General features: G+C 62.9%; 20 protein-coding genes. 16 read left to right on the top strand and 4 right to left on the bottom strand.

What is annotated here, in order from left to right; translation table 11 throughout:
* Positions 1–17: 17 nt before the first annotated feature.
* The 10 genes from BGO64_RS17775 (at position 18) to BGO64_RS17730 (ending at position 11,331) form a co-directional block, all read left to right on the top strand.
* Positions 18–908, top strand: coding sequence for a DUF58 domain-containing protein (locus BGO64_RS17775; protein ID WP_286701109.1), 891 nt, complete (start codon positions 18–20; stop codon positions 906–908).
* A complete protein-coding gene (locus BGO64_RS17770) occupies positions 893–1,450 on the top strand; it encodes a DUF4381 family protein (RefSeq protein WP_286701108.1) in 558 nt (185 codons plus the stop codon). Before BGO64_RS17775 ends, BGO64_RS17770 begins: the two co-directional genes overlap by 16 nt.
* On the top strand, positions 1,447–2,409 hold the full coding sequence (locus tag BGO64_RS17765) for a VWA domain-containing protein (protein ID WP_128274529.1): 963 nt from the start codon (positions 1,447–1,449) through the stop codon (positions 2,407–2,409). Before BGO64_RS17770 ends, BGO64_RS17765 begins: the two co-directional genes overlap by 4 nt.
* Before the next feature lie 21 nt (positions 2,410–2,430).
* Positions 2,431–3,888 carry a vWA domain-containing protein gene (locus BGO64_RS17760; RefSeq protein WP_286701107.1) on the top strand — a complete coding sequence of 486 codons (1,458 nt, stop codon included), beginning with the start codon at positions 2,431–2,433 and terminating at the stop codon, positions 3,886–3,888.
* 5 nt (positions 3,889–3,893) lie between these two features.
* Positions 3,894–5,429, top strand: coding sequence for a hypothetical protein (locus tag BGO64_RS17755; RefSeq protein ID WP_410487806.1), 1,536 nt, complete (start codon positions 3,894–3,896; stop codon positions 5,427–5,429).
* A 30-nt stretch (positions 5,430–5,459) separates the two neighbouring features.
* Complete coding sequence (locus BGO64_RS17750; protein WP_286701106.1) at positions 5,460–6,050, top strand: sigma-70 family RNA polymerase sigma factor; 591 nt, start codon at positions 5,460–5,462, stop codon at positions 6,048–6,050.
* On the top strand, positions 6,043–6,786 hold the full coding sequence (locus BGO64_RS17745; RefSeq protein WP_041215209.1) for a DUF3379 domain-containing protein: 744 nt from the start codon (positions 6,043–6,045) through the stop codon (positions 6,784–6,786). The genes BGO64_RS17750 and BGO64_RS17745 overlap by 8 nt, the downstream gene beginning before the upstream one ends.
* A gap of 408 nt (positions 6,787–7,194) precedes the next feature.
* Complete coding sequence (locus BGO64_RS17740) at positions 7,195–8,466, top strand: outer membrane protein transport protein (protein ID WP_139737813.1); 1,272 nt, start codon at positions 7,195–7,197, stop codon at positions 8,464–8,466.
* 250 nt (positions 8,467–8,716) lie between these two features.
* The gene (locus BGO64_RS17735; RefSeq protein ID WP_286701105.1) at positions 8,717–9,973 is read left to right on the top strand and encodes an outer membrane protein transport protein; all 1,257 of its coding nucleotides are present in this window, start codon (positions 8,717–8,719) and stop codon (positions 9,971–9,973) included.
* Between the two features lie 116 nt (positions 9,974–10,089).
* Entirely contained in the window at positions 10,090–11,331 is a 1,242-nt protein-coding gene (locus BGO64_RS17730) for an EAL and HDOD domain-containing protein (protein ID WP_113070305.1), read from the top strand.
* A 61-nt stretch (positions 11,332–11,392) separates the two neighbouring features.
* Here BGO64_RS17730 and BGO64_RS17725 read toward each other — a convergent pair whose 3' ends face one another.
* Complete coding sequence (locus tag BGO64_RS17725) at positions 11,393–12,559, bottom strand: thiolase family protein (protein ID WP_286701104.1); 1,167 nt, start codon at positions 12,557–12,559, stop codon at positions 11,393–11,395.
* A gap of 132 nt (positions 12,560–12,691) precedes the next feature.
* On the opposite strand from BGO64_RS17725, the gene BGO64_RS17720 reads away from it, so the two are divergent.
* Positions 12,692–13,090 carry a MerR family transcriptional regulator gene (locus tag BGO64_RS17720; RefSeq protein ID WP_010674655.1) on the top strand — a complete coding sequence of 133 codons (399 nt, stop codon included), beginning with the start codon at positions 12,692–12,694 and terminating at the stop codon, positions 13,088–13,090.
* A 108-nt stretch (positions 13,091–13,198) separates the two neighbouring features.
* Here the strand turns inward: BGO64_RS17720 and BGO64_RS17715 are convergent, their stop codons facing one another.
* Entirely contained in the window at positions 13,199–14,443 is a 1,245-nt protein-coding gene (locus tag BGO64_RS17715; protein WP_286701103.1) for a dicarboxylate/amino acid:cation symporter, read from the bottom strand.
* Between the two features lie 268 nt (positions 14,444–14,711).
* Between BGO64_RS17715 and ppnP the strand changes: the two genes are divergently transcribed.
* The 3 genes from ppnP (at position 14,712) to BGO64_RS17700 (ending at position 18,190) form a co-directional block, all read left to right on the top strand.
* A complete protein-coding gene (gene ppnP, locus BGO64_RS17710) occupies positions 14,712–14,996 on the top strand; it encodes a pyrimidine/purine nucleoside phosphorylase (RefSeq protein WP_162624626.1) in 285 nt (94 codons plus the stop codon).
* Between the two features lie 156 nt (positions 14,997–15,152).
* On the top strand, positions 15,153–16,535 hold the full coding sequence (locus BGO64_RS17705; protein ID WP_010674652.1) for an L-serine ammonia-lyase: 1,383 nt from the start codon (positions 15,153–15,155) through the stop codon (positions 16,533–16,535).
* Between the two features lie 284 nt (positions 16,536–16,819).
* Positions 16,820–18,190, top strand: coding sequence for an L-serine ammonia-lyase (locus BGO64_RS17700; RefSeq protein ID WP_039039104.1), 1,371 nt, complete (start codon positions 16,820–16,822; stop codon positions 18,188–18,190).
* A 163-nt stretch (positions 18,191–18,353) separates the two neighbouring features.
* Here the strand turns inward: BGO64_RS17700 and BGO64_RS17695 are convergent, their stop codons facing one another.
* The gene (locus tag BGO64_RS17695; protein WP_286701102.1) at positions 18,354–19,316 is read right to left on the bottom strand and encodes a lytic murein transglycosylase; all 963 of its coding nucleotides are present in this window, start codon (positions 19,314–19,316) and stop codon (positions 18,354–18,356) included.
* Positions 19,313–19,591 carry a YcgL domain-containing protein gene (locus tag BGO64_RS17690; protein WP_151028228.1) on the bottom strand — a complete coding sequence of 93 codons (279 nt, stop codon included), beginning with the start codon at positions 19,589–19,591 and terminating at the stop codon, positions 19,313–19,315. Before BGO64_RS17690 ends, BGO64_RS17695 begins: the two co-directional genes overlap by 4 nt.
* Before the next feature lie 106 nt (positions 19,592–19,697).
* On the opposite strand from BGO64_RS17690, the gene minC reads away from it, so the two are divergent.
* Together minC and minD are read left to right on the top strand one after the other, a co-directional pair.
* Positions 19,698–20,423, top strand: a complete 726-nt coding sequence (gene minC / locus BGO64_RS17685) for a septum site-determining protein MinC (RefSeq protein ID WP_286701101.1) — start codon at positions 19,698–19,700, stop codon at positions 20,421–20,423.
* 18 nt (positions 20,424–20,441) lie between these two features.
* On the top strand, positions 20,442–21,254 hold the full coding sequence (gene minD, locus BGO64_RS17680; protein ID WP_010674647.1) for a septum site-determining protein MinD: 813 nt from the start codon (positions 20,442–20,444) through the stop codon (positions 21,252–21,254).

Raw genomic sequence — 21,254 nt, 5'->3', positions numbered from 1 at the left:
CAGGCAGCCCTATCGCCATGACCCCCGTCGCCGAGCCCCGGGATCACCCCGACATCGCCCTCACCCTCCAACGGCTGCTGGCGGTGCGCCTCTGGACCCGCCAGGGCGAGCGTGCCCGCATTCATCAGGCGGCCCAGGGGCGTATCGGGCGCCAGCCCGGGCTCCATTTCAGGGAGCTTCGCCTCTATCAGGCCGGTGACGAGGTGCGTCACATCGACTGGCGGGTCACCGCCCGCCTCGGCCGCCCCCACACCCGCCTCTACGGGGAAGAGCAGGATCAGGCCCACTGGTTGCTGCTGGATCTCTCACCCGCCATGTACTTTGGCTCCCGCGCCCAGCTCAAGGCCCGCCTTGGCTGCGAGCTGGCCGCCGCCCTGCTCTGGCAGGGGGAGAAACAGGCCAATACCTTGATCTGCCAGGGCGCAGCCCCCCACACAGAGCACCAGCGCGGCTCTCTCATGCCTCTGCTGGAAGCGCTCTGCCGCCATTACGAGGCAGGGCTGGATCGCGCCCCCCCGCCTAGGACGCTGGCCCAGACCCTGGCACGACTCACCCTGCCCCACGGGGCCAGATTGACCCTGATAAGCCATCACCAGGCACCGGACCAGGCACTCTGCCAGCAGTTGCAACGCCTTCGCCTGCGCCACGATATCCACTACTGGCAGATCCGCGATCCCCTGGAAGCCGCTCTGCCCGAGCAGGGGCAGCTGGCAGTGCAGGCAGGCAGACACAGCGGTTGGCTCGCGGGAGAAGACCCCCGCTTTCGCGCCCGCTACCAGAGGGCGGCCGACGAGCAGGCCGAGGCCTGTCGCCAGCAGTTGCTGCCCCTGGTGACGCGCCTCTATCGCCTCGACAACGGCGCCACCCTGCAACGCCAGTGGCAGGAGGGCGGATGCCGTCTGTTTTGAGGGGGGAGCAGGGCGTGCCCGCACCGGATGCATATCGCCAGCCCTCGTCCAGCGAGGCCTTGCAAGCCATTCGTGCCGAGCTGCGCGACATCCACCAAGGCCCCGCTCTCGAGCCTGCACAGGATCCTCGCCTGATGGCCCTCGGTGGGCTGCTGATCGCGGCGATCGCCGCTTGCCTGATCGCCATGACGGCCCTCACCCTGTGGCGCCAGCGCCACTGGGCGCTCCGGATAGACTGGCAGGCAGACGATCTCGTCCCCAGGCTGCAGGATGCCCTGCGAGAAGCGGCCATGGCCCGCTGGCCCGAGGCGGCCCCCCTGCAAGGGGAGGCCTGGCTCGCCTGGCTGGACAGCAAGGGGGGGAGCGATTTTTCCCGGTTTGCCGCCCAGTGGCCGCTCTGGCTCTATGGGGGCAGAGTGCCCGATGAGGCGCAGCGCAAAAGATTGCGCCTCGCCTATCTCGCCTGGGGGCGACGCTGCGTCAGCGCGCCGCGATTCCCGGCAAGCAAGCGAGGGGCCCCTTCCCCGGAGGGTACGCGATGATCCTCGCCTGGCCCTGGTTTTCCCTCGCCCTCGCCCTGCCGCTGCTGGTGCGCTTCGGCCTGCCTCCCATGAAGGGGCGCAAGGGAGGAAACCGGCTCGTTCATGGAGGTTTTCCCCTGCTCCAGCCCCAGGCGGGGCAGCCCTTGTGGCGCATGATGATCTGCTGGTGTGCCCTGGTACTGGCCCTGTGCCGCCCCCAGTGGCAGGAGCCCCCGATCATTCACTACCAGAGCAGCCGGGACCTCATCCTGGCGGTGGATCTCTCCGACAGCATGCGCACCCAGGACATGCTGGATGACGGAGAGCAAACGGACAGGCTTGCCGCGGTGCGCCAGCAGATAAGCAACCTTGTCGCCTCCCGCCCGGGGGATCGCATCGCCCTTGTCGTCTTTGCCGATCACGCCTATCTGCTCTCCCCCCTCACCCAGGAGACCGGGGCCCTGCTCACCCTGGCCAGGGAGCTCGACTTCGATCTGGTGGGGCGCACCACGGCCCTGGGGGAAGCCATCCTGCTGGCACGCCAGCACGCCGACCCCACCCGCCCCACCGCCCTGCTGCTGGTGACGGACGGGCGCAATACCTCGGGCAATGCGGATCCCCTGACCGAGGCCCGGCTCGCCGCCAAAGCCGGCATCCGTCTCTATACCCTGGGGGTGGGCGCCGACCCCGACACCTTCGCCGCGCCCGCAGGGGACGCCGATCCCAGTGCCGAACTGGATGAAGCCCTGTTGCAGCAGTTGGCGACGCTGGGAGGAGGCCGCTATTTTCGCGCCCGCAACCGGGGCGATCTCGCCGCCATCAACCAGGCCATCGACACCCTGGAGCCCCTCGCCCGGCCCCAGACCCTCTCCCGGCCCCACCAGGAGCTCTACCCCTGGCCACTGGCCCTGGCCTGGCTGCTGCTCTGCTGGCCAGCCCGCTGGCGCATCTCCCTGTCACACAGGCCATCCCATGAGTAGGCAGGCCATGATGGTGGCACCATGGAGCTGACCTTGCTGCGCCCCCTCTGGTTGCTGGCCCTGCTCCCCTGGCTGTGGCAGGGGTGGCGCCGCCGCGATCCCGGCTTGCTCTCCCCGGCCATGCAGGCCTATCTGCTGCCGAGCCGCCATCGGGCCATCCCCTGGCGCTGGCTTGCCTGTCTGCCGGTGATCCTGGCGCTCTCGGGCCCCGCCCTGCGCCAGCAGAGTCTCCCCATGCCGAGCCCGGCCCTCGATATCTGGCTGCTGGATCTATCCGACTCCATGCTGGCACAGGATCTGGCACCGGACCGGGCAACCCGGGTGAGGCTGGGATTGCAGGAGATGCTGGCCGACATAGCGCGGCAGGACGCGACCCATCCCATCGCCCTCATCCTGTTCGCCGGGGATGCCTACCTCGCCATGCCTCCCACCCGGGACCATCAGGCCATCGCCCTGCTGCTGCCGGACCTGCGCCCGGCCATCATGCCTGTCCAGGGCAGCGCCCCCGAGCGCGCCGTGGCCCTGGCCCTCACCCTTATCCCGCCGGGCCAATCCGCCCGTCTGCTGCTCGTGACCGACGGCCTCTCCGGGACAGCGCGCGATCGCATCGCCGCCCTCTGGCCCTGCCTCAACGACCTGTTCTGCAAGGCAGGCTCGGCCCCGCGGCTCGACATCCTGCTGGCCAGCGGGGGCAAGGAGACCCGGCTGCCCGGCGTGGCTGCCGAGCGCTGGCAGCTCGGCAGCCCGATCGGCCGCACCTTGCCGGCGCCCGACGAGGAGGCCATGGCCGCCCTTGCCGCCAGTACCGGAGGCAGGCTGGCCTGGCTTGATTCCGGCCTGCTCCGCTTTGCCCCCCTGCCCATGGGCCAGACCCTGACGCAGGGGCAATCCCGGGATCTCGGCCCCTGGCTGCTCATCACCTTGCTCCCCCTGGCGCTGCTGGCGCGGATCGGCGCCCACTGGCTGCTGGTGATCCTCGTCATTGGCGTCGCGCCCCCTTCCCTGCAGGCGGCCTCCCGACAAGATGAAGAAGGCTGGCAGGCTTATCGCCAGGGACACTATCGGGAAGCGGCCAACGCCTTCCAGGATCCGGTCTGGCAAGGCAACGCCTGGTATAGATCCGGGGATTACGCCAGGGCCGTCGCCGCCTATGGCAGGGCAAACAGCGCCACCGCCCACTACAACAGGGGCAATGCCCTGGTCTGGCTCGGGGATCTTGCCGCCGCGGAGCAGGCCTATCTGAGCGCCCTTCGCCTTGAACCTGGGCACAGGGATGCCTTGCACAACCTGGCCCTGCTGCGGGCCAACCCGCCGCAGACAACGCCCTCGGCAAATGCCCCGGAGCAGGTTGACACTCCCGACCCCGCCCACGCCTCAGAGGCTCCTCGCCCCCCGGCGCCCCCCGTGCTGCTGCTGGAGCAGCGCCTTCGCAAGGAGGCCCTGCGCCGCCCCCTGCTCAAGGTGGAGGAGCCCTGGTGATCCTCGTGCTGCGCTTACTCTCCCCCCGGATCGGCTGCTGGCTGTTGCTCGCCCTGTGCGCCATGCGGGTGCAGGCCGCTCCTGTCGAGGCCGAGCTGTTGCCGGGGGCGAGCGAGCGCGACTGGCTGCTCATCATCGAGGCCGACGGGCTGCACCGCGATGAGGATCTCAACCTGCAACCGCTGCTGCGCCAGTTTGCGGTCGGGCGGGTCAGCATCCAGCGGGTCAGTGCCCAGAGCCGCAGCCTGACTCGCTGGCAGATCCCCCTGCACCTGCTCGATACCAGCCCGCGCCAGGTGCCCTCCCTGCCCCTTGGCGCCGATCTCACCCCCTCCCTGGCGGTGCCGACACGTTCCCTGGACGGCACCCTGATGCCGACACAAGACCCGGTATTCTCTCCGGTCGAGCTGCAGGCCCGGGTGCTCCATGAGGGGAATCTCTACCCCGGCCAGCCCTTCATCTATGAGCTGACCCTCTGGCTGCCTGCCAACCTGGAGGCCCCCAGCCTCGGCGAGCCCATCACCCCGGCCTTTACCATTCGCCGCCTTGGCGAGGACCGCTGGGACTCTCCCGCCAGCCCCGGCCTGCCCGGGCGTCTCACGCGAAAATGGCTGCTGCAGGCCAAAGGACCCGGGCTCCATCCCGTCGAATCCCCCCGCTTTCAGGGGCGGTTGCCGCCCCAGGACCAGGCCGGTGCGACCGCGCCGAGCAACGCGGGGGATCTGCTGTCCGCCAGGGCGGCGACCCTCTTCATCAAGGTGGACAAGGCCCCCCTGGAGCCGGTGGCGAGCAGCCTGGTGTTGCGCCAGCAGTTCAGCCCGGCCCAGGCCAGGGTGGGTGAGCCGGTGATCCGCACCCTCACCCTGGTGATGGAAGGGGGGGATGGCAACCGCCTGCCCCCCTTGCCGGCCCCGCCCCTGCCCGCCGGCCTCTCCATGAAGCCGGACGGCGAGCAGCAACAGGAGCGATTCGTGGGCGAGGGGGCGCTTCGCTTCGAGCGCCAGTGGCGCCAGGCCCTGACCGCCGACGAGGCGGGGCGCTATGTGCTGCCCCCCCAGACCCTGCGCTGGTTCAACACCCAGAGCGGTCGCATCGAGGAGGCGCACCTGCCCGCACATCCTCTGGTGTTCACGGCAAGGGAGAGCGCCACTCCCGCCTCCCCCACACCGGGGACCCAGTATCTCTATTGGGTGCTCCTGGCCATCCTGCTGCGGGCATTCATGCGCCGCTGGCCGCGCTGGCACGCCTTCTATCGCCTGCAACGGGCCCTCGCCACGGGCTCTCCTGACGAGGCCAGGGAAACCCTGCTGACCTGGGCCGTCCTGCGCTGGGACGCCCCCTGTCTGCATCTGGCCAGGCTGCCCTGTCACCGCGACCCCGCCATGGGAGCACTGCTGGACGGCCTGGATCGGGCCTGCTTTGCCCCCGTACTCGCCCCTGGCGAACACCTGCCCAGACTGGCGCTCGCCAGGGCGCTGTGCACCTGGGAGAGCTTTACGATAGCCTATGGTCTTCGAATACTGGCGTGGATGCGTGCATGATGCGCCCCTCATGAAACAGGACACCCCTTTATGGCGTTAGGTTTTTTCAGAAGAAAAAGGGCCGACACGGGAAAGGATCCCTGCGCTTCTCCGGTCTATGAAGAGATGGCAGACAAACAAACCAAGTACGAAGCCCTGGTGCACGCCCTGCACGGGGACATCTACCGCTACGCCTACTGGTTGTGCCGGGATCCGCAAATCGCCGAGGATCTGGTGCAGGAGACTTTCCTGCGCGCCTGGAAGGCGATAGATACCCTGCTGGACGACAAGGCTGCCAAGGCGTGGCTCATCACCATATTGCGGCGGGAGAATGCCCGCCGCTTTGAGCGAAAGCAGTTCGATCTTGTCGACCTCGACGAGCACCCCCTGCGGGATCAGGGTGTCCTGCCAAGCGAGCAGGAGATGGAGCACGAATGGCTCAGGCGCCACATCGCCCGCCTGCCTGCCGAATATCAGGAGCCGCTGCTGCTGCAGGTACTGGGGGGATTCAGCGGGGAAGAGATCGCCGAGCAACTCGGCCTGAACAAGAACACCGTCATGACAAGGCTGTTTCGCGCCCGCAACCAGATAAAAGAGGCCATGGAGTCTGCGAAACAACAGAGAGGACACACCAATGGATGAGCTTGAATTTCGCCGCCGGGCCATCACTCACCCCTCGGACAGGGATCCCGCCTTCTTGAAAGCCGCCGAGGCGTCACCGGCCAATCGCAAGCATCTGGACGAGATGCAGCAGCTCGAGCGCCAGGTGCGCAGCACTCTGGAAGTGGACGTACCGGCCGGTCTTGCGGAGCGGATCCTGCTCAGGCAGGCGATGGCAGCCGAAGAGGAGCAGGTGGTCCCGCTGCCCGTCACTCCTGCACGCACGCAATGGCGCGCTCTGGCCATCGCGGCCTCGGTCGCCTTCCTGCTCGGCATGAGCACCCGCTGGATCAGCTGGCCTGTGGCACCGGACACCCTGTCGCTGGCTCAAGTCGCCATGTCCCACGTTTATGGGGAAGAGCCCTTCATTCATGCGGTGGATGAGCGGGTCAGCCTGCACACCATCAACGCGAAAATGGAGAAATATGGCGCCACCCTGAGCGAGATGCCGGGCATGAAGGTAACCTATGTCAACCACTGCGCCTTCTATCAGGGACCGGCCCTGCACATGGTGCTGCAGGGCAAGATGGGACCGGTCACCCTGTTCCTCGTCCCCAAGCACCTGCCACTGACGATCCAGTCCGATTTTGCAGACGGGACCCTCAAGGGGGAGATACTGCCGCTCAAGGGGGCCAACATGGTGCTCATCGGAGACATGCAGGAGCCCCTCGCCCCGGTTGCCCGCCAGCTTGAGTCACGCCTGCACTGGTCCATTTAACAGACCTTGACCCAGGCTGACTCGTCCTCCGCCTCAGCCACATCACAGGCAGACATCCTCATTGTCTGCCTGTTCATCCCCACATCCCCGCATGTTCCCGCCCATTGCCCGCGCGAAGTCACATTTCTACCATTTATTTTAAATGACGCAAATGGCACCATTTGTGCTTTATTTATCCAATAATAGATAAATCAGCCTAATAAAACGGCAAGTTAAAACAAATGATTAACACAATGGAAACTTTTATGTATTCTGCTGTCACTGGTCTGATTTCTTACCTCCTACCAGATCCATAGAATCACGCCAGCAATGAATGGGAAGAAGCTGACATAACAACAGATCATGTCGTCAATAGCCGCCAAAGAGCCGCGATGTCGACAGAAAATCTGCTTACAAAGAGAGAACACTATGACAACTGCCTTTTTCAAGAAAAGCCTGATCGCTGCGGCCGTGACCCTGGCCAGCACCCAGACCTTCGCCGCCGCGTTCCAGCTGAACGAACACTCGGCCTCCGGTCTGGGTCGCGCCTACGCAGGTGAAGCAGCCATCGCCGACAACGCGGCCGTGCTGTCCCGCAACCCGGCGGCCATGACCACCTTCGACAAGATGGCACTGTCTGTATCCGGCACCTATATCAAGCCAGACGTGGACGTGGCTGGCGACATCTATGCCGGCTCCACCAAGCTGGCTCCGTCCAGCGAGAGCGACATCGCCCCCGATGCCTTCGTGCCGGCCACCTACTTCATCCAGCCCCTGAATGATCAGTGGGCCTGGGGGATCGGCCTCTTCTCCAACTACGGCCTTTCCACCGAATATTCCAAAACCTTCGCGGCCGGTGCCGGCGCCGGTGACACCGAGCTCCTGACCTTCAACATCAACCCCAACATCGCCTATCGCATCAACTCCAGCTTCAGCGTCGGTGCCGGCATCAATGCCGTCTACGCCGCCGCCGAGCTGAACCGTTATGCCGGTGCGCTCTCCGCTGCCATTCCAGGTGCCAACTCCGATACCCGTCTGGCTCACCTGAAGGGCGACACCTGGGGCTTTGGCTGGAACGTCGGCACCCTGTACGAGATCAACGAAAACAACCGTCTCGCCCTGACCTACCGCTCCCAGGTGGACTTGAGCTTTGACGGCGACTTCCAGGGTGCCACCTCCGGCAACCGCGTCGTCGATGGCAACCTGAAGCTGGATCTGCCGGCCCAGGCCGAATTTGCAGGCTACCACCGCCTGAACCAGCAATTCGCTGTCCACTACTCCGTGAACTGGACCGACTGGAGCGCCTTCCAGGAGCTCAAGGCCACCAGCAGCAACTGCGCCGGCGGCGTGTGCCTGCAAAAAGACGAGAAGTTCAAGGACTCTGCTCGTTACGCCCTGGGCGGTACCTGGTACGTCAACCCGTCCTGGGAAGCCCGTATCGGCTTCGCCTACGACAACAGCCCCATCGAGCCGGAATACCGTAGCCTGAGCATTCCTGACTCCGACCGTATCTGGTACAGCGCCGGTGCCACCTACCACATCAATCCGGACATGAGCCTCGACTTCGGCATGGCCTATCTGGACGGCAAGGAAGTGGACGTGAACGAAGGTCTGCGCAACCACAGCGATGCGCTGCGCTGGAAGGGCACCTCTCACGGCAACGCCCTGCTGGCTTCCGCCCAGTTCAACATGAAATTCTGATTTTCATATCATCATCGAGAGCGCCTCTGGGCGCTCTTTTTTTATCCAACTTCGCCATCTGAGCGCACAGCTGTAGTAAACAACTGTACTCTTTTCTTTTTTATCAATCTGTTATGGGTATTTCTTTCAGCATTTAATCCCGTTTTGCCCCACGTTCCCCTCTCCCCGTTGCCTTGCTGGTCATACCATATAAAATCCCGGCCCCAACCGAATAACAGAATGAACACCCAGTTCATCCCGAGGAAAGACCATGCATCCGACGTTCAAACCCTCCCTCATTGCCCTCTTGCTGCTGTCGAGCCAGGTGCAGGCTGCCGGCTTCCAGCTCGCGGAGCAATCCGCCACCGGCATGGGGCGTGCCTTCGCGGGTGAAGCCGCCATCGCCGACAATGCCAGCGTGCTCTCCCGCAACGCCGCCGCCATGACCCGATTCGATACCCTGGCCTTCTCCGGCGGCGTCATCCACGTGCACCCCGACGTCAACATCGAGGGCACCACCCGGGTGCCTACCCCCCAGGGGCCGGTCAGCCTGGATGCCGGAGCCCACGACATTGCGGGTGACGCCTGGGTGCCCAACGCCTATCTCATCGTGCCCCTCAACGAACAATGGCGCCTCGGACTTGCCGCCACCTCCTATTACGGACTCGGGGTCAAGATGCCGGACAACTACAACGCCGGTCACTTCGGCAACGTCTCCGACATCAAGACCATGGATCTGGGGGCCTCCCTGGCCTATCGCATCAACCGCATCTGGTCCGTCGGGGCCGGTCTCTCCGCCATTCAGGGGGAAGGGGAAGTGGGCGGCACTTTCCCCTCCAACAACCAGATAGCCAAGCACCTGAAAGGGGATGGCTGGGCCATGGGCTGGAACCTGGGCACCCTGCTTGAGTTGTCGCAGGCAACCCGCATCGGTCTCTCCTATCGCCACGACGTAACCCTGACCCTCTCCGGTGACGCCATCGGCATCGATCAAAGGGGCCAGCCCTTCACCGATACCGGCAGCCTGGATCTGCCCTTGCCCGCCACCGCCGAGCTGGCCCTGTTCCATCAGCTCACCCCGGCCCTGGCGCTGCATTCGAGCATCAACTGGACCAACTGGAGCAAGTTCGTGCAGCTCGAATCCGAACTCGACCACCACGGCACCATGCACATCAAGGAGGAGCACTGGGAAGACAGTTGGCGCTATGCGCTGGGGATGACCTACCAGCTGGCCCCCCAGTGGCAACTGCGCTCCGGTATCGCCTACGACCGCAGCCCGGTCCCGGCGGATCGCCGCACCATCTCCATCCCCGACTCGGATCGGGTCTGGTACAGCGCTGGCGTGGGCTACCAGATTGACCGCCACCTCTCGCTGGATCTGGGGCTGACCCTGATCGACGGCAAGAAGGTGGACGTGAGCGAAACCATGCAGCTCAGGCCCGGCATCCCCCAGACCACCTCCACCTTCAATGGCACCTCGGAAGGGGATGCCTGGCTCGCCGGCCTGCAGCTCAACTACCTGTTCTGACACTCCGGGTTTCCTGACAAATAGTATGCCAGTTGTTGACCTTCCCGACCGGTCGGCACTGGCATAGTGATCCGCTTCACCATAGAATCAAGCCTGTAACCATGGTGGAGAGATGCATGTATTCCTATGTAGCAAGGCAGCCCATTCTGGATCGGGAGTTGAACACCCAAGCCTATGAGCTGCTGTTTCGCGACAGCCTGGACAATGTATTTCCCTCCGTCTCCGCACAGCAGGCCACTTCCAGGCTGGTTGCCGAGCAGTTCTTGCAGCAGAACATCGATCATCTCATCGGAGATCACCCCTGCTACATCAATTTCCCCCACTCCCTGTTGCTGGACGGATTGGCCGAGTGCCTACCACGGGACAAGGTGGTGATCGAGATCCTGGAGGATGCCGAGCCCGACGATGCGCTGCTGGAGAAAGTGATCCAGCTCTATGGGCTGGGCTATCGGTTGGCGCTGGATGACTTCACCATGGTCTCAGACTGGGACAGGTTCCTCCCCTACATCCATATCATCAAGTTCGACCTGCGCAGCACGCCGCAACCCTGCATCGAGCACTTCATGGCGAATCATCGCCACCTGCCCCTCACCTATCTGGCCGAGAAAGTCGAGGATCAGGCCGAGTTCGAGCGGATGAAGCAGCTCGGCGTCACCCTGTTCCAGGGATTTTTCTTCAGCCGCCCCCAGATGGTGCAACAGCCCACCATACCGCCGGCCCAGCTGGTGGTGATGCAGCTGCTCGAGGTGGTCAATCAGACCGAACCGGATCTGGACAAGATTGAGCAACTGCTCAACCAGGATCTCACCCTCTCCCTCAAGCTGCTGCGCTACATCAACCACCTCAAGCGTTTCCCCCAGCCCATCGCCTCGTTTCGCCAGGCCGCAAGTTCCCTGGGGCACGCCCAGCTCAAGCGCTTCGTCGCCCTGATCGCCGCCACCAGTGCGGGAAGTGAAAAGAGCGCCGAACTCCATCAGATGTCCCTCATCAGAGCCCGGTTCTGCGAACTGCTGGCCCAGACCCATGCGCCCGCAGAGCAGGCACAGCAAGCCTTTGTCACCGGCCTCTTCTCCCTGCTGGACGTGCTCATGGGAGAACCGCTGGATCAGCTGCTCGGCTCCATTCCCCTGACCGACGACATTCGTGCCGCCCTGCTCACCCGCAAGGGCAAGCTCGGATTCTACCTGGCGTTCTGTGAAGATTTCGAGAAAGCCGACTGGCAGCGGGTCGCCGCCAACACCGTCCGGCTCGGCCTCAACGAAGAGAAGGTCAGCCACCTCTATCTGAGCGCCACCGCCTGGGTCAACCAGCAGCTTCAGGCCATGGAAGAGCAACCGGTCCACTCCCGCCAGACATGACAACGTCCCTCTTGAAGGGACGTCGTCATTTCATCAACCCGCAGCACTCTCACCCACGCATTCAGCCTGCCTCGATGGCGATGGCCGTTGCCTCCCCTCCCCCGATGCACAGGCTCGCCACCCCTCGTCTGAGCCCGCGGGCACGCAGGGCATGGATCAGGGTCACCAGGATGCGGGCGCCACTGGCGCCAAGAGGGTGCCCCAGCGCACAGGCCCCGCCGTTCACGTTCAACTTGTGATGGGGAATGTCGCACCCTGCCATGGCCAGCATGCTCACCATGGCGAATGCCTCGTTCACCTCGAACAGGTCCACCTCCTCCACCGACCAGCCCACCCGGGCCAGCAACTTGTCAATGGCGCCGACGGGGGCACTGGTAAACTCCGCCGGCAGGGCGGCGTGACTCTGGTAACCCACTACCCTGGCCAGCACCGGCAATCCGAGCCGGGCAGCGGTCTCGCCCCGCATCAGCACCAGGGCTGCCGCCCCGTCCGAGATGGAGCTGGCATTGGCCGCCGTGATGGTGCCGTGCTTGCTGAAGGCCGGCTTGAGGCCGGGGATCTTGTCGGGCCTTGCTTTGCCCGGTTGCTCATCCTCGGCCAGCAGCAGGGTATCCTCAGAGGTCATGACGGGAGCCAGTTCCGCGGCAAAGGCACCGCTGCGCTGCGCCGTCAGCGCCCGCTCCAGGGAGGCGATGGCAAAGGCATCCATGTCGGCCCGGGTCAGTCCGCTGCGATCGGCGCTCAACTGGGCGTAATGCCCCATGAGATGGCCTTCGTAGGCATCCTGCAAGCCGTCCAGGAACATGTGATCGAGCACGCTCTGGTGCCCCATGCGAAAACCGCTGCGCGCCTTGTCCAGCAGATAGGGGGCGCGGCTCATGCTCTCCATGCCCCCCGCCACCACGACCTCGGCCTCCCCCAGGCGCAGGCTGTCCGCCGCCAGCATCACCGCCTTCATGCCGGAGCCGCACACCTTGTTGATGGTGGTACAGGGCACGCTGTCCGGCAGCCCCCCCTTGAGCGCTGCCTGGCGGGCTGGCGCCTGGCCGACCCCTGCGCTCAGCACGTTACCCATATAGACCTCATTGACCTGCTCCCCCGTCATCCCGGCCTGAGCCAGCGCGGCGCGGATGGCGCAGGCGCCAAGCTCGGGGGCACCGAGCGCGCTCAGGGCCCCCTGGAAGGCCCCCATGGGGGTACGTTTGGCCGCCACAATCACGATATCCATCGATAGCACTCTCCTTGTTACATCGGGATAACATATGCCGCGACCGCGACAGGAACAAGACTTGCGGGGAAGTTGACGTTTGGGTAAGGTGCCAGCCTGCATTGACAACCAGATGGCAGCCAAGACAGCCCCATGACCAAATCCAGGGACGACACCCGCACCTTCAGCATCAGCGAACTGGCTCGCGAGTTCGATGTGACCACCCGCAGCATCCGCTTCTACGAGGATCAGGGCCTGCTCAACCCGACCCGCCAGGGACAGCACAGGATCTACAGCCGTCAGGACAGGGTGCGGCTCAAGCTGACCCTGCGTGGCAAGCGTCTGGGCTTCAGCCTCGCAGAGATCCGGGAGCTGTTCGATCTCTACGATGCGGACAAGAGCAGCCGCTCCCAGTTGCAGACCATGCTGGGGCTGGTAGCCGACAAGCGGGAGACCCTGCAGCAACAGCTGGAAGATATCCAGATGGTCCTGCTGGAGCTGGAGGCGGCCGAACAGCGCTGCCGCCAGGCCCTGGCACACCTCTCCCCCTGAGGCACGCAGACGGGCGAGGCGAGCGGGGAACACCGCCAGCAAATAGACACAAATGAAAGAGGGAGGCCTGAAGCCTCCCTCTTGTCATGCACGGTGGTCGACCCGATATCAGGCCTCCTTGCTCCAGCGGTTCGGATCGTAATCCGGGCTGTAGCGGTCGACGATGATGGCGCAGGCCGCATCGCCGGTGATGTTCAGCGCGGTCCGGATCATGTCGAACAGACGATCCAGCGCGAACAGCAGCGGCAGACCCTCGATGGGAATCCCGGCCGCCAGCAGCACGGCAACCACCAGGAAGCTCGGGCCCGGTACACCGGCCTGACCGATGGCACCCAGGGTGGAGGTGACGATGATCGCCGCCCAGGCACCCATGGAAAGATCGATGTTATAGACCTGGGCGAAGAAGATGGCGACCAGGCCGTAATAGATGGCATTGCCGCTCATGTTGATGGTGGCACCCAGCGGCAGCACGAAGGAAGCGGTGGCGTTGGTCACCTTCAGATCGCGCTCGCAGGTCTCCATGTTGACCGGCAGGGTCGCCATGGAAGAGGCGGTGGAGAAGGCCACGATCTGCGGCTTCTTCATCGCGGAGAAATACTTGCGTACCGGCGTGTTGGAGAAGAACGCGATCAGCAGCGGATAGACCACGAAGCCGAAGATGAGGATGGCGGCGACATAGACGACGAACAGCTTGAGCACCAGAGTCAGCACGTCGAAGCCGTAGGTGCCGATGGCGTCGGCCATCAGGCCGAAGACGCCGATGGGGGCGATCAGCATCACCTTGTTGATCATCCAGACGAAAGCGTCCACCAGGGTGTTGAGCCCGTCTACCAGCGGCTTGGCGCGCTCACGGGGCTGCTTGGCCAGGGCGATGCCGAGGAACATGCAGAACACCAGGATCTGCAGGATGTTGGCCTCGTTCAAGGCGCTGAACACGTTGGTCGGGATCATGCCAAGCAGGGTGGCCACCGCATCGGGCAGTGCACCCTTGTCGGCGTAGTCGCCGGAGAACATGGCCGCAGTGGCGCCAAAGTCAACGCCCACACCAGGTTTGAACACCTGACCCATCACCAGCGCCAGGAACACCGCCAGTGCGGAGGTGCCGAGGAAGAAGGCGAGCGTGGTGACGCCAATCTTGCCAGCAGCGGGGCTGGCCCCCAGGTTGGCGGCCCCCGACAGGATGGCCACCGCCACCAGCGGGATCACCAGCATCTTGATCAGCTGGATAAACAGGGTGCCGAGCGGCGCAAACACCGTGGCTTGCTCTCCCATGAGCGCCCCGACCAGCGCGCCCAGCACCATGGCCACCACTACCTGGAGGCCGATGTTTTTGATTAATCCTTTTGTTAACACAGAATGTTCCTTTATTTAGCAATTACTCACACTTTTACAGCGTAAATGACCACCCAGAGCGTCAAATCCTCTCCATTGCTCTGGCGGTGCGCTTTATCTCATATTTGCGCCCCGTTTTACATCAGAATCCGTTAACGAAATGCATTGATAACTTTATGAGAAAGTAAAGCCTCAAAAGAGACACGGCTGTTTTTGCTCCTTTTACCATGACAACATCCAAAACAGTGTGCTACGTTGGCTCTGCAAACGTGCATACAGGGAAGAAAAGATGCTGAAAGTTAACGAGTATTTTGACGGAAATGTTAAATCTATCGGTTTCGAGCAAAAAGGTGAGAAATCTACCGTTGGTGTGATGGAAGCGGGCGAGTACCTGTTCAATACCGCCGCCCCGGAGCGCATGACGGTGATCAAGGGCGCCCTCACCATCCAGCTGGCCGACGAAGATGAGTGGCACACCTACCAGCAGGGGGAATCCTTCGACGTGGCCGGTCACTCCTCCTTCAAGCTGGAAGTGAAGATCGCCTCCGCCTATCTGTGCGAGTTTCTCGACTGATGTATCACGGGCGCCATGGGATGCCGAGCGGCTCCCCCATGGCGCGCCTCTCCCGCGCCCATTTCCCTACCGCCATCACACCCCGCTATCTCCCCCCTTTTCAACGACTACAAAAAATTTACAATGTTTAGACGAAATCCATAATTGGAGTACGTCATGATCAGTGTCTTCGACATGTTTTCCATCGGGATAGGCCCCTCCTCCTCCCATACCGTGGGACCGATGCGGGCCGCCTGCGCCTTCATCCAGACCCTCAAAGCGAACGCACTCCTCTCCCGTACCGGACGCGTCGTCGTCGAGTGCTACGGCTCACTGGGCCAGACCGGCAAGGGGCACGGCACCGGCAAGGCCATCATCCTGGGACTGGCCGGATTTGAACCCGAATCCGTGGACATCGAGGCCATTCCCGCCTTCCTCGCCCAGGTAGAGCAGACCCAGACCCTCTGCCTTGGCGGCGAGCAACCCAGCGAATTTCCCCGCATCGGCGCCATCCTCTTCAATCGACGCAAGACCCTTCCCGCCCACTCCAACGGCATGACATTACGCGCCTATGAGGGTGACACCCTTGTGTTCGAACAGACCTACTACTCCATCGGGGGCGGTTTCATCATCGAGGAGAGTCACTTCGCCAACGCCCGGGAAGAGGCGGCCCGCTTCGATGCTGCCCACCCCATCCCCTATCCCTTCGAGAGCGGCGCCGAGCTGCTGGCACAGTGCCAGGAGAGCGGCCTCTCCATCTCGGGGTTGATGCTGGCCAACGAGAAGGTGTTTCGCTCGGAAGCGGAGATCAAGGCCGGGCTTCGCAAGATCTGGCAGGCGATGCAGGGGTGTGTGGAGCGTGGCTGCAAGAGCGAGGGGGTGCTGCCAGGCGGCCTCAAGGTCAAGCGCCGGGCTCCCGCCCTCTATCGCCAGCTCTGTGGCGAGACCAATTTCAACAAGGATCCGCTGATGGTGATGGAGTGGGTGGACCTCTTTGCGCTGGCCGTCAACGAGGAGAACGCCGCCGGAGGCCGGGTGGTGACGGCGCCGACCAACGGCGCCGCCGGCATCATCCCCGCCGTGTTGCACTATTACGATCGCTTCGTGCGCAAGGTGGATGACGAGCTGCTGATGCAGTACTTCCTCACCGCCGCCGCCATCGGCATCCTCTACAAGAAGAATGCCTCCCTCTCGGGGGCCGAGGTCGGCTGTCAGGGCGAGGTCGGCGTGGCCTGCTCTATGGCCGCTGGTGCCCTGGCCGAGCTGCTGGGCGCCAGCCCCGCCATCGTCGAGAACGCCGCCGAGATCGGCATGGAGCACAATCTGGGGCTGACCTGCGATCCCGTCGGTGGTCTGGTGCAGGTGCCCTGCATCGAGCGCAACGCCATGGGCGCGGTCAAGGCGATCAATGCCGCCCGCCTCGCCTTGCGCGGTACCGGCGAGCACAAGGTGTCGCTGGACAAGGTGATCAGAACCATGTGGGAAACCGGCAACGACATGAAGACCAAGTACAAGGAGACCGCCCGGGGCGGCCTTGCCGTCAACATCACCGAGTGTTAAGCCGCTGTGATAAAGCCGCATATGGCACTCGAATACCCGGCATCGCCGGGTATTTTTTTGCAAAACGTTTGTCTGGCGCTTAACAAAATGGATAACCATCAAAATAAATTTTATACTCGCGCCACGAATTCAACAAAAATAGATCTGTTTCAACTTTTTTTAGGCATTGAACCGTTACACTGTGGTTATCCGGTTCCCTGGCCTTTGTGACGACAGACCCGTCCCATGGATCCCTTTTCTGCGAGTGGGCATGGCGCCCCCTTCTACCCTGAGGTAATTGTTACATGATCAGCGTTTTTGATATCTTCAAAATCGGTGTTGGCCCCTCCTCTTCCCACACTGTCGGCCCCATGAAGGCAGCCAAACAGTTCGTGGATGAACTGCGTGCTGGCGGCAAGATCCGTGACATCACCCGGATCCAGGTCGATGTCTATGGCTCCCTCTCCTGGACCGGCAAAGGCCACCACACGGATACCGCCATCATCATGGGTCTGGCGGGCAACCTGCCGGAGAACGTCGACATCGACGCCATCCCCGAATTCATCTCCCGCGTGGAGCAGACCGGTCGTCTGCCCATCGGCCTGCACTGCCATACCGTCAGCTTCCCCAAGGGCGCCATGATCTTCCATGACGAGGCCCTGCCCCTGCACGAAAACGGCATGAGGCTGACCGCCTTCATCGAAGATGACGCCGTCTACAGCAAGACCTACTACTCCATCGGCGGTGGCTTCATCGTCGACGAAGAGAACTTTGGCAAGGGTGACAGCGGCGACATGTCCGTCAGCTATCCCTTCAAGAGTGCCGCCGAGCTCATCGCCCACTGCAGCCAGAGCGGTCTCTCCATCTCCGCCCTGATGATGGAAAACGAGAAGTGCTTCAACACCCCGGAAGAGATCTACAAGAAGCTCGGCAAGATCTGGACCACCATGCGGGAAGGGATCGAGCGCGGCTGCCGCACCGAGGGCGTTCTCTCCGGCCCGCTGCGCGTACCGCGCCGCGCCGCGCCGCTCTACCGCCAGCTGACCACCAACGAGAACCTCTCCAACGATCCCATGAACATCGTTGACTGGGTCAACATGTTCGCTCTGGCGGTGAGTGAAGAGAACGCCGCCGGGGGCCGCGTCGTCACCGCGCCGACCAACGGCGCAGCCGGCATCATCCCGGCCGTGCTGGCCTACTACGACAAGTTCATCCAGCCGGTGGGCCGCGACGAGTACACCCGCTTCTATCTGGCCGCTGCCGCCGTCGGCATGCTCTACAAGATGAACGCGTCCATCTCCGGCGCCGAAGTGGGCTGCCAGGGTGAAGTGGGCGTCTCCTGCTCCATGGCCGCCGCCGGCCTGACCGAGCTGATGGGCGGCAGCCCCGAGCACGTCTGTGAAGCCGCCGAGATCGGCATGGAACACAACCTGGGTCTGACCTGCGACCCGGTGGCCGGCCAGGTACAGGTACCCTGCATCGAGCGCAACGCCATCGCCGCCATGAAGGCGGTCAACGCCTCCCGCATGGCCCTGCGTCGCACCTCCAAGCCGCGCGTGTCGCTGGACAAGGTGATCGAGACCATGTACATCACCGGCAAGGACATGGACTCCAAGTACCGCGAGACCTCCCGCGGTGGCCTGGCCATCAAGGTGATGCAGGTTGCCTGCGACTAACGCCGGATCACGATGACATGAAAAAAGCGGGATATATTCCCGCTTTTTTTGGGGGTCGCGATTTAAAGGGCGACGTTCCTGAATAAAGGGAGGCCGACAAGGGATAAAAAGAGACGGGCATATCACCTCCACCCGTTCGCCGTGACAGGAGAACGGGGGAGAGCTATTTCACGATGCGATCGGCCAGGGTGCCGACGGCCACCACGAAATAGGGGGAGCGATTCCAGTGACGCAGTACCCGGTAATTGTCATAGGCAAGGTAGCTTCGCCCGTGAATATCGTCAGGGCGGATGAGGGAGGCCTGCATGTCGACCACAGGCAGAGGTGAGCCGTCCTGCTGGCGAACCCCGAGGGCCTGCCAGGTCGCCAGGGACTTGCGGGTATCAAGCCCCAGCAAGGCGGGGTCCAGGCGTTCTGGCACCCTCACCCGCCGTCCCCAGGTCTGGTCTTCGCGCCAGCCGTTCTGGCTCAGATAATTGGCAGCCGATCCAAATACATCCGCCAGATTGCCCCAGAGATCCTTCTTGCCGTCCCCGTCCTGATCCACCGCGTATCGCAGGAATGACGAGGGCATGAACTGCACCTGTCCCATGGCCCCCGCCCAGGATCCCTTGAAGTTGGCGGGGTTCACATGTCCCTGCTCCAGAATGCGCAGGGCATCGAACAACTCGCCTTTGAAGAAGGCTTCACGGCGACCGTCCCAGGCCAGGGTCGAGAGAGAAGAGATAAGGGGATAATGGCCGGTTATTTTGCCGAAATTGGTTTCAATTCCCCACAAGGCAACAATAAAGCGGGGCTGTACCCCATATTCCCGGCCTATTTTTGTGAGCAGCGGCAAATGCTGGCGATATAAGGTTTGGGCTTGCTTGACTTTCCATTCCGGCACCGCCCGGGGAATATATGTGTCCAGGGTCAGTTTGAATTCCGGCTGATTTTTGTCGTGCCTGATGGCAGCATCAACAAGATGTACATCCGCAAAGGCCGCACTCACCGTCTCGGGCAACATGCCCTCCGCCAGCGCCTGCTCTTTGAGGCTTGCCACGTACGGGTCAAAATCGGGGCCGGCCTGCACCGGCGATCCCGACAGGGCGCCTGACAACAGCAGTGCCAGCCGCCCCGCCCTCATCGTGCGCCCTTTAATTGCGCCTTGTGCTGCTCCAGCAGGTTTTCCGGTGGCGGTGGCACCTGCAGATAAAAGCCCTGGCTCTTCAGGGCGGCCATCACCCGCTCCGTGGAGGCCAGCCCCAGGGGCTTGGCCGGGTCCAGCTTGGTCATCAGGACCAGTTCGGGATGCCCGAAGGTACTCATCAGCACCTCGGGAACGCGGGAAAAGTCCTCTCTTCGTTCAATAAAGAGATAGGTCTCGGCTTTTTTGCGACTTTTATAGACTGCACACAACATGGAAATTGATATAATCCGACGGGTTTATTGCCTCTGGTGGTGGCAAACTATAACATCAGGAATTGAATAACAATAACGTATTACCGTCTCGGTTCGGGGAAGATTCATGGTTGAACGCGATAACGAATTGAAAGGGACCACCTTCACTATTTCTGTGTTGCATCTCAGCGATGGCAATCCGGCCCGGATCCGACAACTGCTGGAGGCCAAGGTCGCGCAGGCCCCCCAGTTTTTTAATTGTGCCCCCCTCGTCCTCAATGTGGAACGCCTCGAGGCGATCCCCGATTTCGAACAGCTCAGGGAGCTGGTCGAGTCGGAAGACTTCGTGCTGGTCGGGATCACGGGGGCGCGGGACGAGGCGATGAAGACGGCCGCCAAGGCGGCAGGCCTCGCCGTCATGGTGTCAGGCAAGAGCCGCAAGGCAGATCCTGAGCCGACGCCGCCAGTGCCTGAGCCCAAGCCAGTGGAGGCCGCACCGGTTCCTCCGGTGCCAGCGCCCGTGGAGGCAAGCAAGGTCCACGTGGGCCCGGTGCGCTCCGGTCAGCAGATCTATGCAGCCGGCACCTCGCTGGTGGTGCTGGGCTCGGTGAGCCCTGGCGCCGAAGTCATCGCCGATGACAGCATCCATGTTTATGGTGCCCTGCGTGGCCGAGCCATCGCAGGGGCCAAGGGCAATCCCAAGGCCCGCATTTATTGCCAGCAATTGCAGGCCGAGCTGCTCTCCATCGCGGGCACCTTCCAGCTCAGCGATGCATTGCCTGCAGGCGTGATACAAGAGCCGGTCCATATCCGGCTCGACAATGAACAACTTCGTATAGACCGAATCAAATAGAGTTACAAGGAAGCGAGAATGGCGCGAATCATAGTCGTTACATCGGGCAAGGGTGGCGTTGGCAAGACGACAACCAGCGCGGCACTGAGCACCGGTCTGGCCCAGCGTGGCCACAAGACCGTGGTCATCGATTTTGACATTGGTCTGAGAAACCTGGACCTCATCATGGGTTGCGAGCGGCGCGTGGTCTATGACTTCGTCAACGTCATCAACGGGGAAGCCAACCTCAACCAGGCCCTCATCAAGGACAAGCGTTGCGAAAACCTGTTCATCCTGCCCGCCTCCCAGACCCGGGACAAGGATGCCCTGACCCGTGAAGGGGTGGAGAAGATCCTGGATCAGCTGGCGGAGATGCAGTTTGACTACATCGTCTGCGACTCCCCCGCTGGTATCGAATCCGGCGCCCTGATGGCGCTCTATTTCGCCGACGAGGCCATCGTCACCACCAACCCGGAAGTCTCTTCCGTGCGTGACTCGGATCGCATCCTCGGTATCCTGGCCTCCAAGTCTCGCCGTGCCGAGCGCGGTGAGGATCCCATCAAGGAGCACCTGCTGCTGACCCGCTACTGCCCGACCCGCGTCAACCGCGGCGACATGCTGAGCGTGCAGGACGTACAGGAGATCCTGGCCATCAAACTGCTCGGGGTGATCCCGGAGTCCCAGGCGGTGCTGCGCGCCTCCAACTCCGGCGAGCCGGTCATTCTGGACAAGGAGTCCGATGCCGGTCAGGCCTACGAGGACGCCGTCGCCCGCCTCTTGGGTGACACCAAGGATTTCCGTTTTCTGGAAGAAGAGAAGAAGGGCTTCTTTAGCCGACTGTTCGGGAGTTAA

The sequence above is a fragment of the Aeromonas sp. 62-46 genome (genome assembly GCF_001898585.1).
GTDB classification, from domain to species: Bacteria; Pseudomonadota; Gammaproteobacteria; order Enterobacterales; family Aeromonadaceae; genus Aeromonas; species Aeromonas caviae.
Note: the sequence above shows the minus strand (reverse complement) of the source record. Positions and strands in the feature narration are given on the sequence as shown.

What these genes read in the sequence shown, in the direction of transcription:
- BGO64_RS17690 (WP_151028228.1), bottom strand. Translation starts at nt 19,591, where the DNA reads ATGTTGTGTGCAGTCTATAAAAGTCGCAAAAAAGCCGAGACCTATCTC.
- BGO64_RS17760 (WP_286701107.1), top strand. Translation starts at nt 2,431, where the DNA reads ATGGAGCTGACCTTGCTGCGCCCCCTCTGGTTGCTGGCCCTGCTCCCC.
- minC (WP_286701101.1), top strand. Translation starts at nt 19,698, where the DNA reads ATGGTTGAACGCGATAACGAATTGAAAGGGACCACCTTCACTATTTCT.
- BGO64_RS17705 (WP_010674652.1), top strand. Translation starts at nt 15,153, where the DNA reads ATGATCAGTGTCTTCGACATGTTTTCCATCGGGATAGGCCCCTCCTCC.
- BGO64_RS17740 (WP_139737813.1), top strand. Translation starts at nt 7,195, where the DNA reads ATGACAACTGCCTTTTTCAAGAAAAGCCTGATCGCTGCGGCCGTGACC.
- BGO64_RS17725 (WP_286701104.1), bottom strand. Translation starts at nt 12,559, where the DNA reads ATGGATATCGTGATTGTGGCGGCCAAACGTACCCCCATGGGGGCCTTC.
- BGO64_RS17770 (WP_286701108.1), top strand. Translation starts at nt 893, where the DNA reads ATGCCGTCTGTTTTGAGGGGGGAGCAGGGCGTGCCCGCACCGGATGCA.
- BGO64_RS17695 (WP_286701102.1), bottom strand. Translation starts at nt 19,316, where the DNA reads ATGAGGGCGGGGCGGCTGGCACTGCTGTTGTCAGGCGCCCTGTCGGGA.
- BGO64_RS17765 (WP_128274529.1), top strand. Translation starts at nt 1,447, where the DNA reads ATGATCCTCGCCTGGCCCTGGTTTTCCCTCGCCCTCGCCCTGCCGCTG.
- BGO64_RS17735 (WP_286701105.1), top strand. Translation starts at nt 8,717, where the DNA reads ATGCATCCGACGTTCAAACCCTCCCTCATTGCCCTCTTGCTGCTGTCG.
- BGO64_RS17730 (WP_113070305.1), top strand. Translation starts at nt 10,090, where the DNA reads ATGTATTCCTATGTAGCAAGGCAGCCCATTCTGGATCGGGAGTTGAAC.
- ppnP (WP_162624626.1), top strand. Translation starts at nt 14,712, where the DNA reads ATGCTGAAAGTTAACGAGTATTTTGACGGAAATGTTAAATCTATCGGT.
- BGO64_RS17775 (WP_286701109.1), top strand. Translation starts at nt 18, where the DNA reads ATGACCCCCGTCGCCGAGCCCCGGGATCACCCCGACATCGCCCTCACC.
- BGO64_RS17750 (WP_286701106.1), top strand. Translation starts at nt 5,460, where the DNA reads ATGGCGTTAGGTTTTTTCAGAAGAAAAAGGGCCGACACGGGAAAGGAT.
- minD (WP_010674647.1), top strand. Translation starts at nt 20,442, where the DNA reads ATGGCGCGAATCATAGTCGTTACATCGGGCAAGGGTGGCGTTGGCAAG.
- BGO64_RS17720 (WP_010674655.1), top strand. Translation starts at nt 12,692, where the DNA reads ATGACCAAATCCAGGGACGACACCCGCACCTTCAGCATCAGCGAACTG.
- BGO64_RS17745 (WP_041215209.1), top strand. Translation starts at nt 6,043, where the DNA reads ATGGATGAGCTTGAATTTCGCCGCCGGGCCATCACTCACCCCTCGGAC.
- BGO64_RS17700 (WP_039039104.1), top strand. Translation starts at nt 16,820, where the DNA reads ATGATCAGCGTTTTTGATATCTTCAAAATCGGTGTTGGCCCCTCCTCT.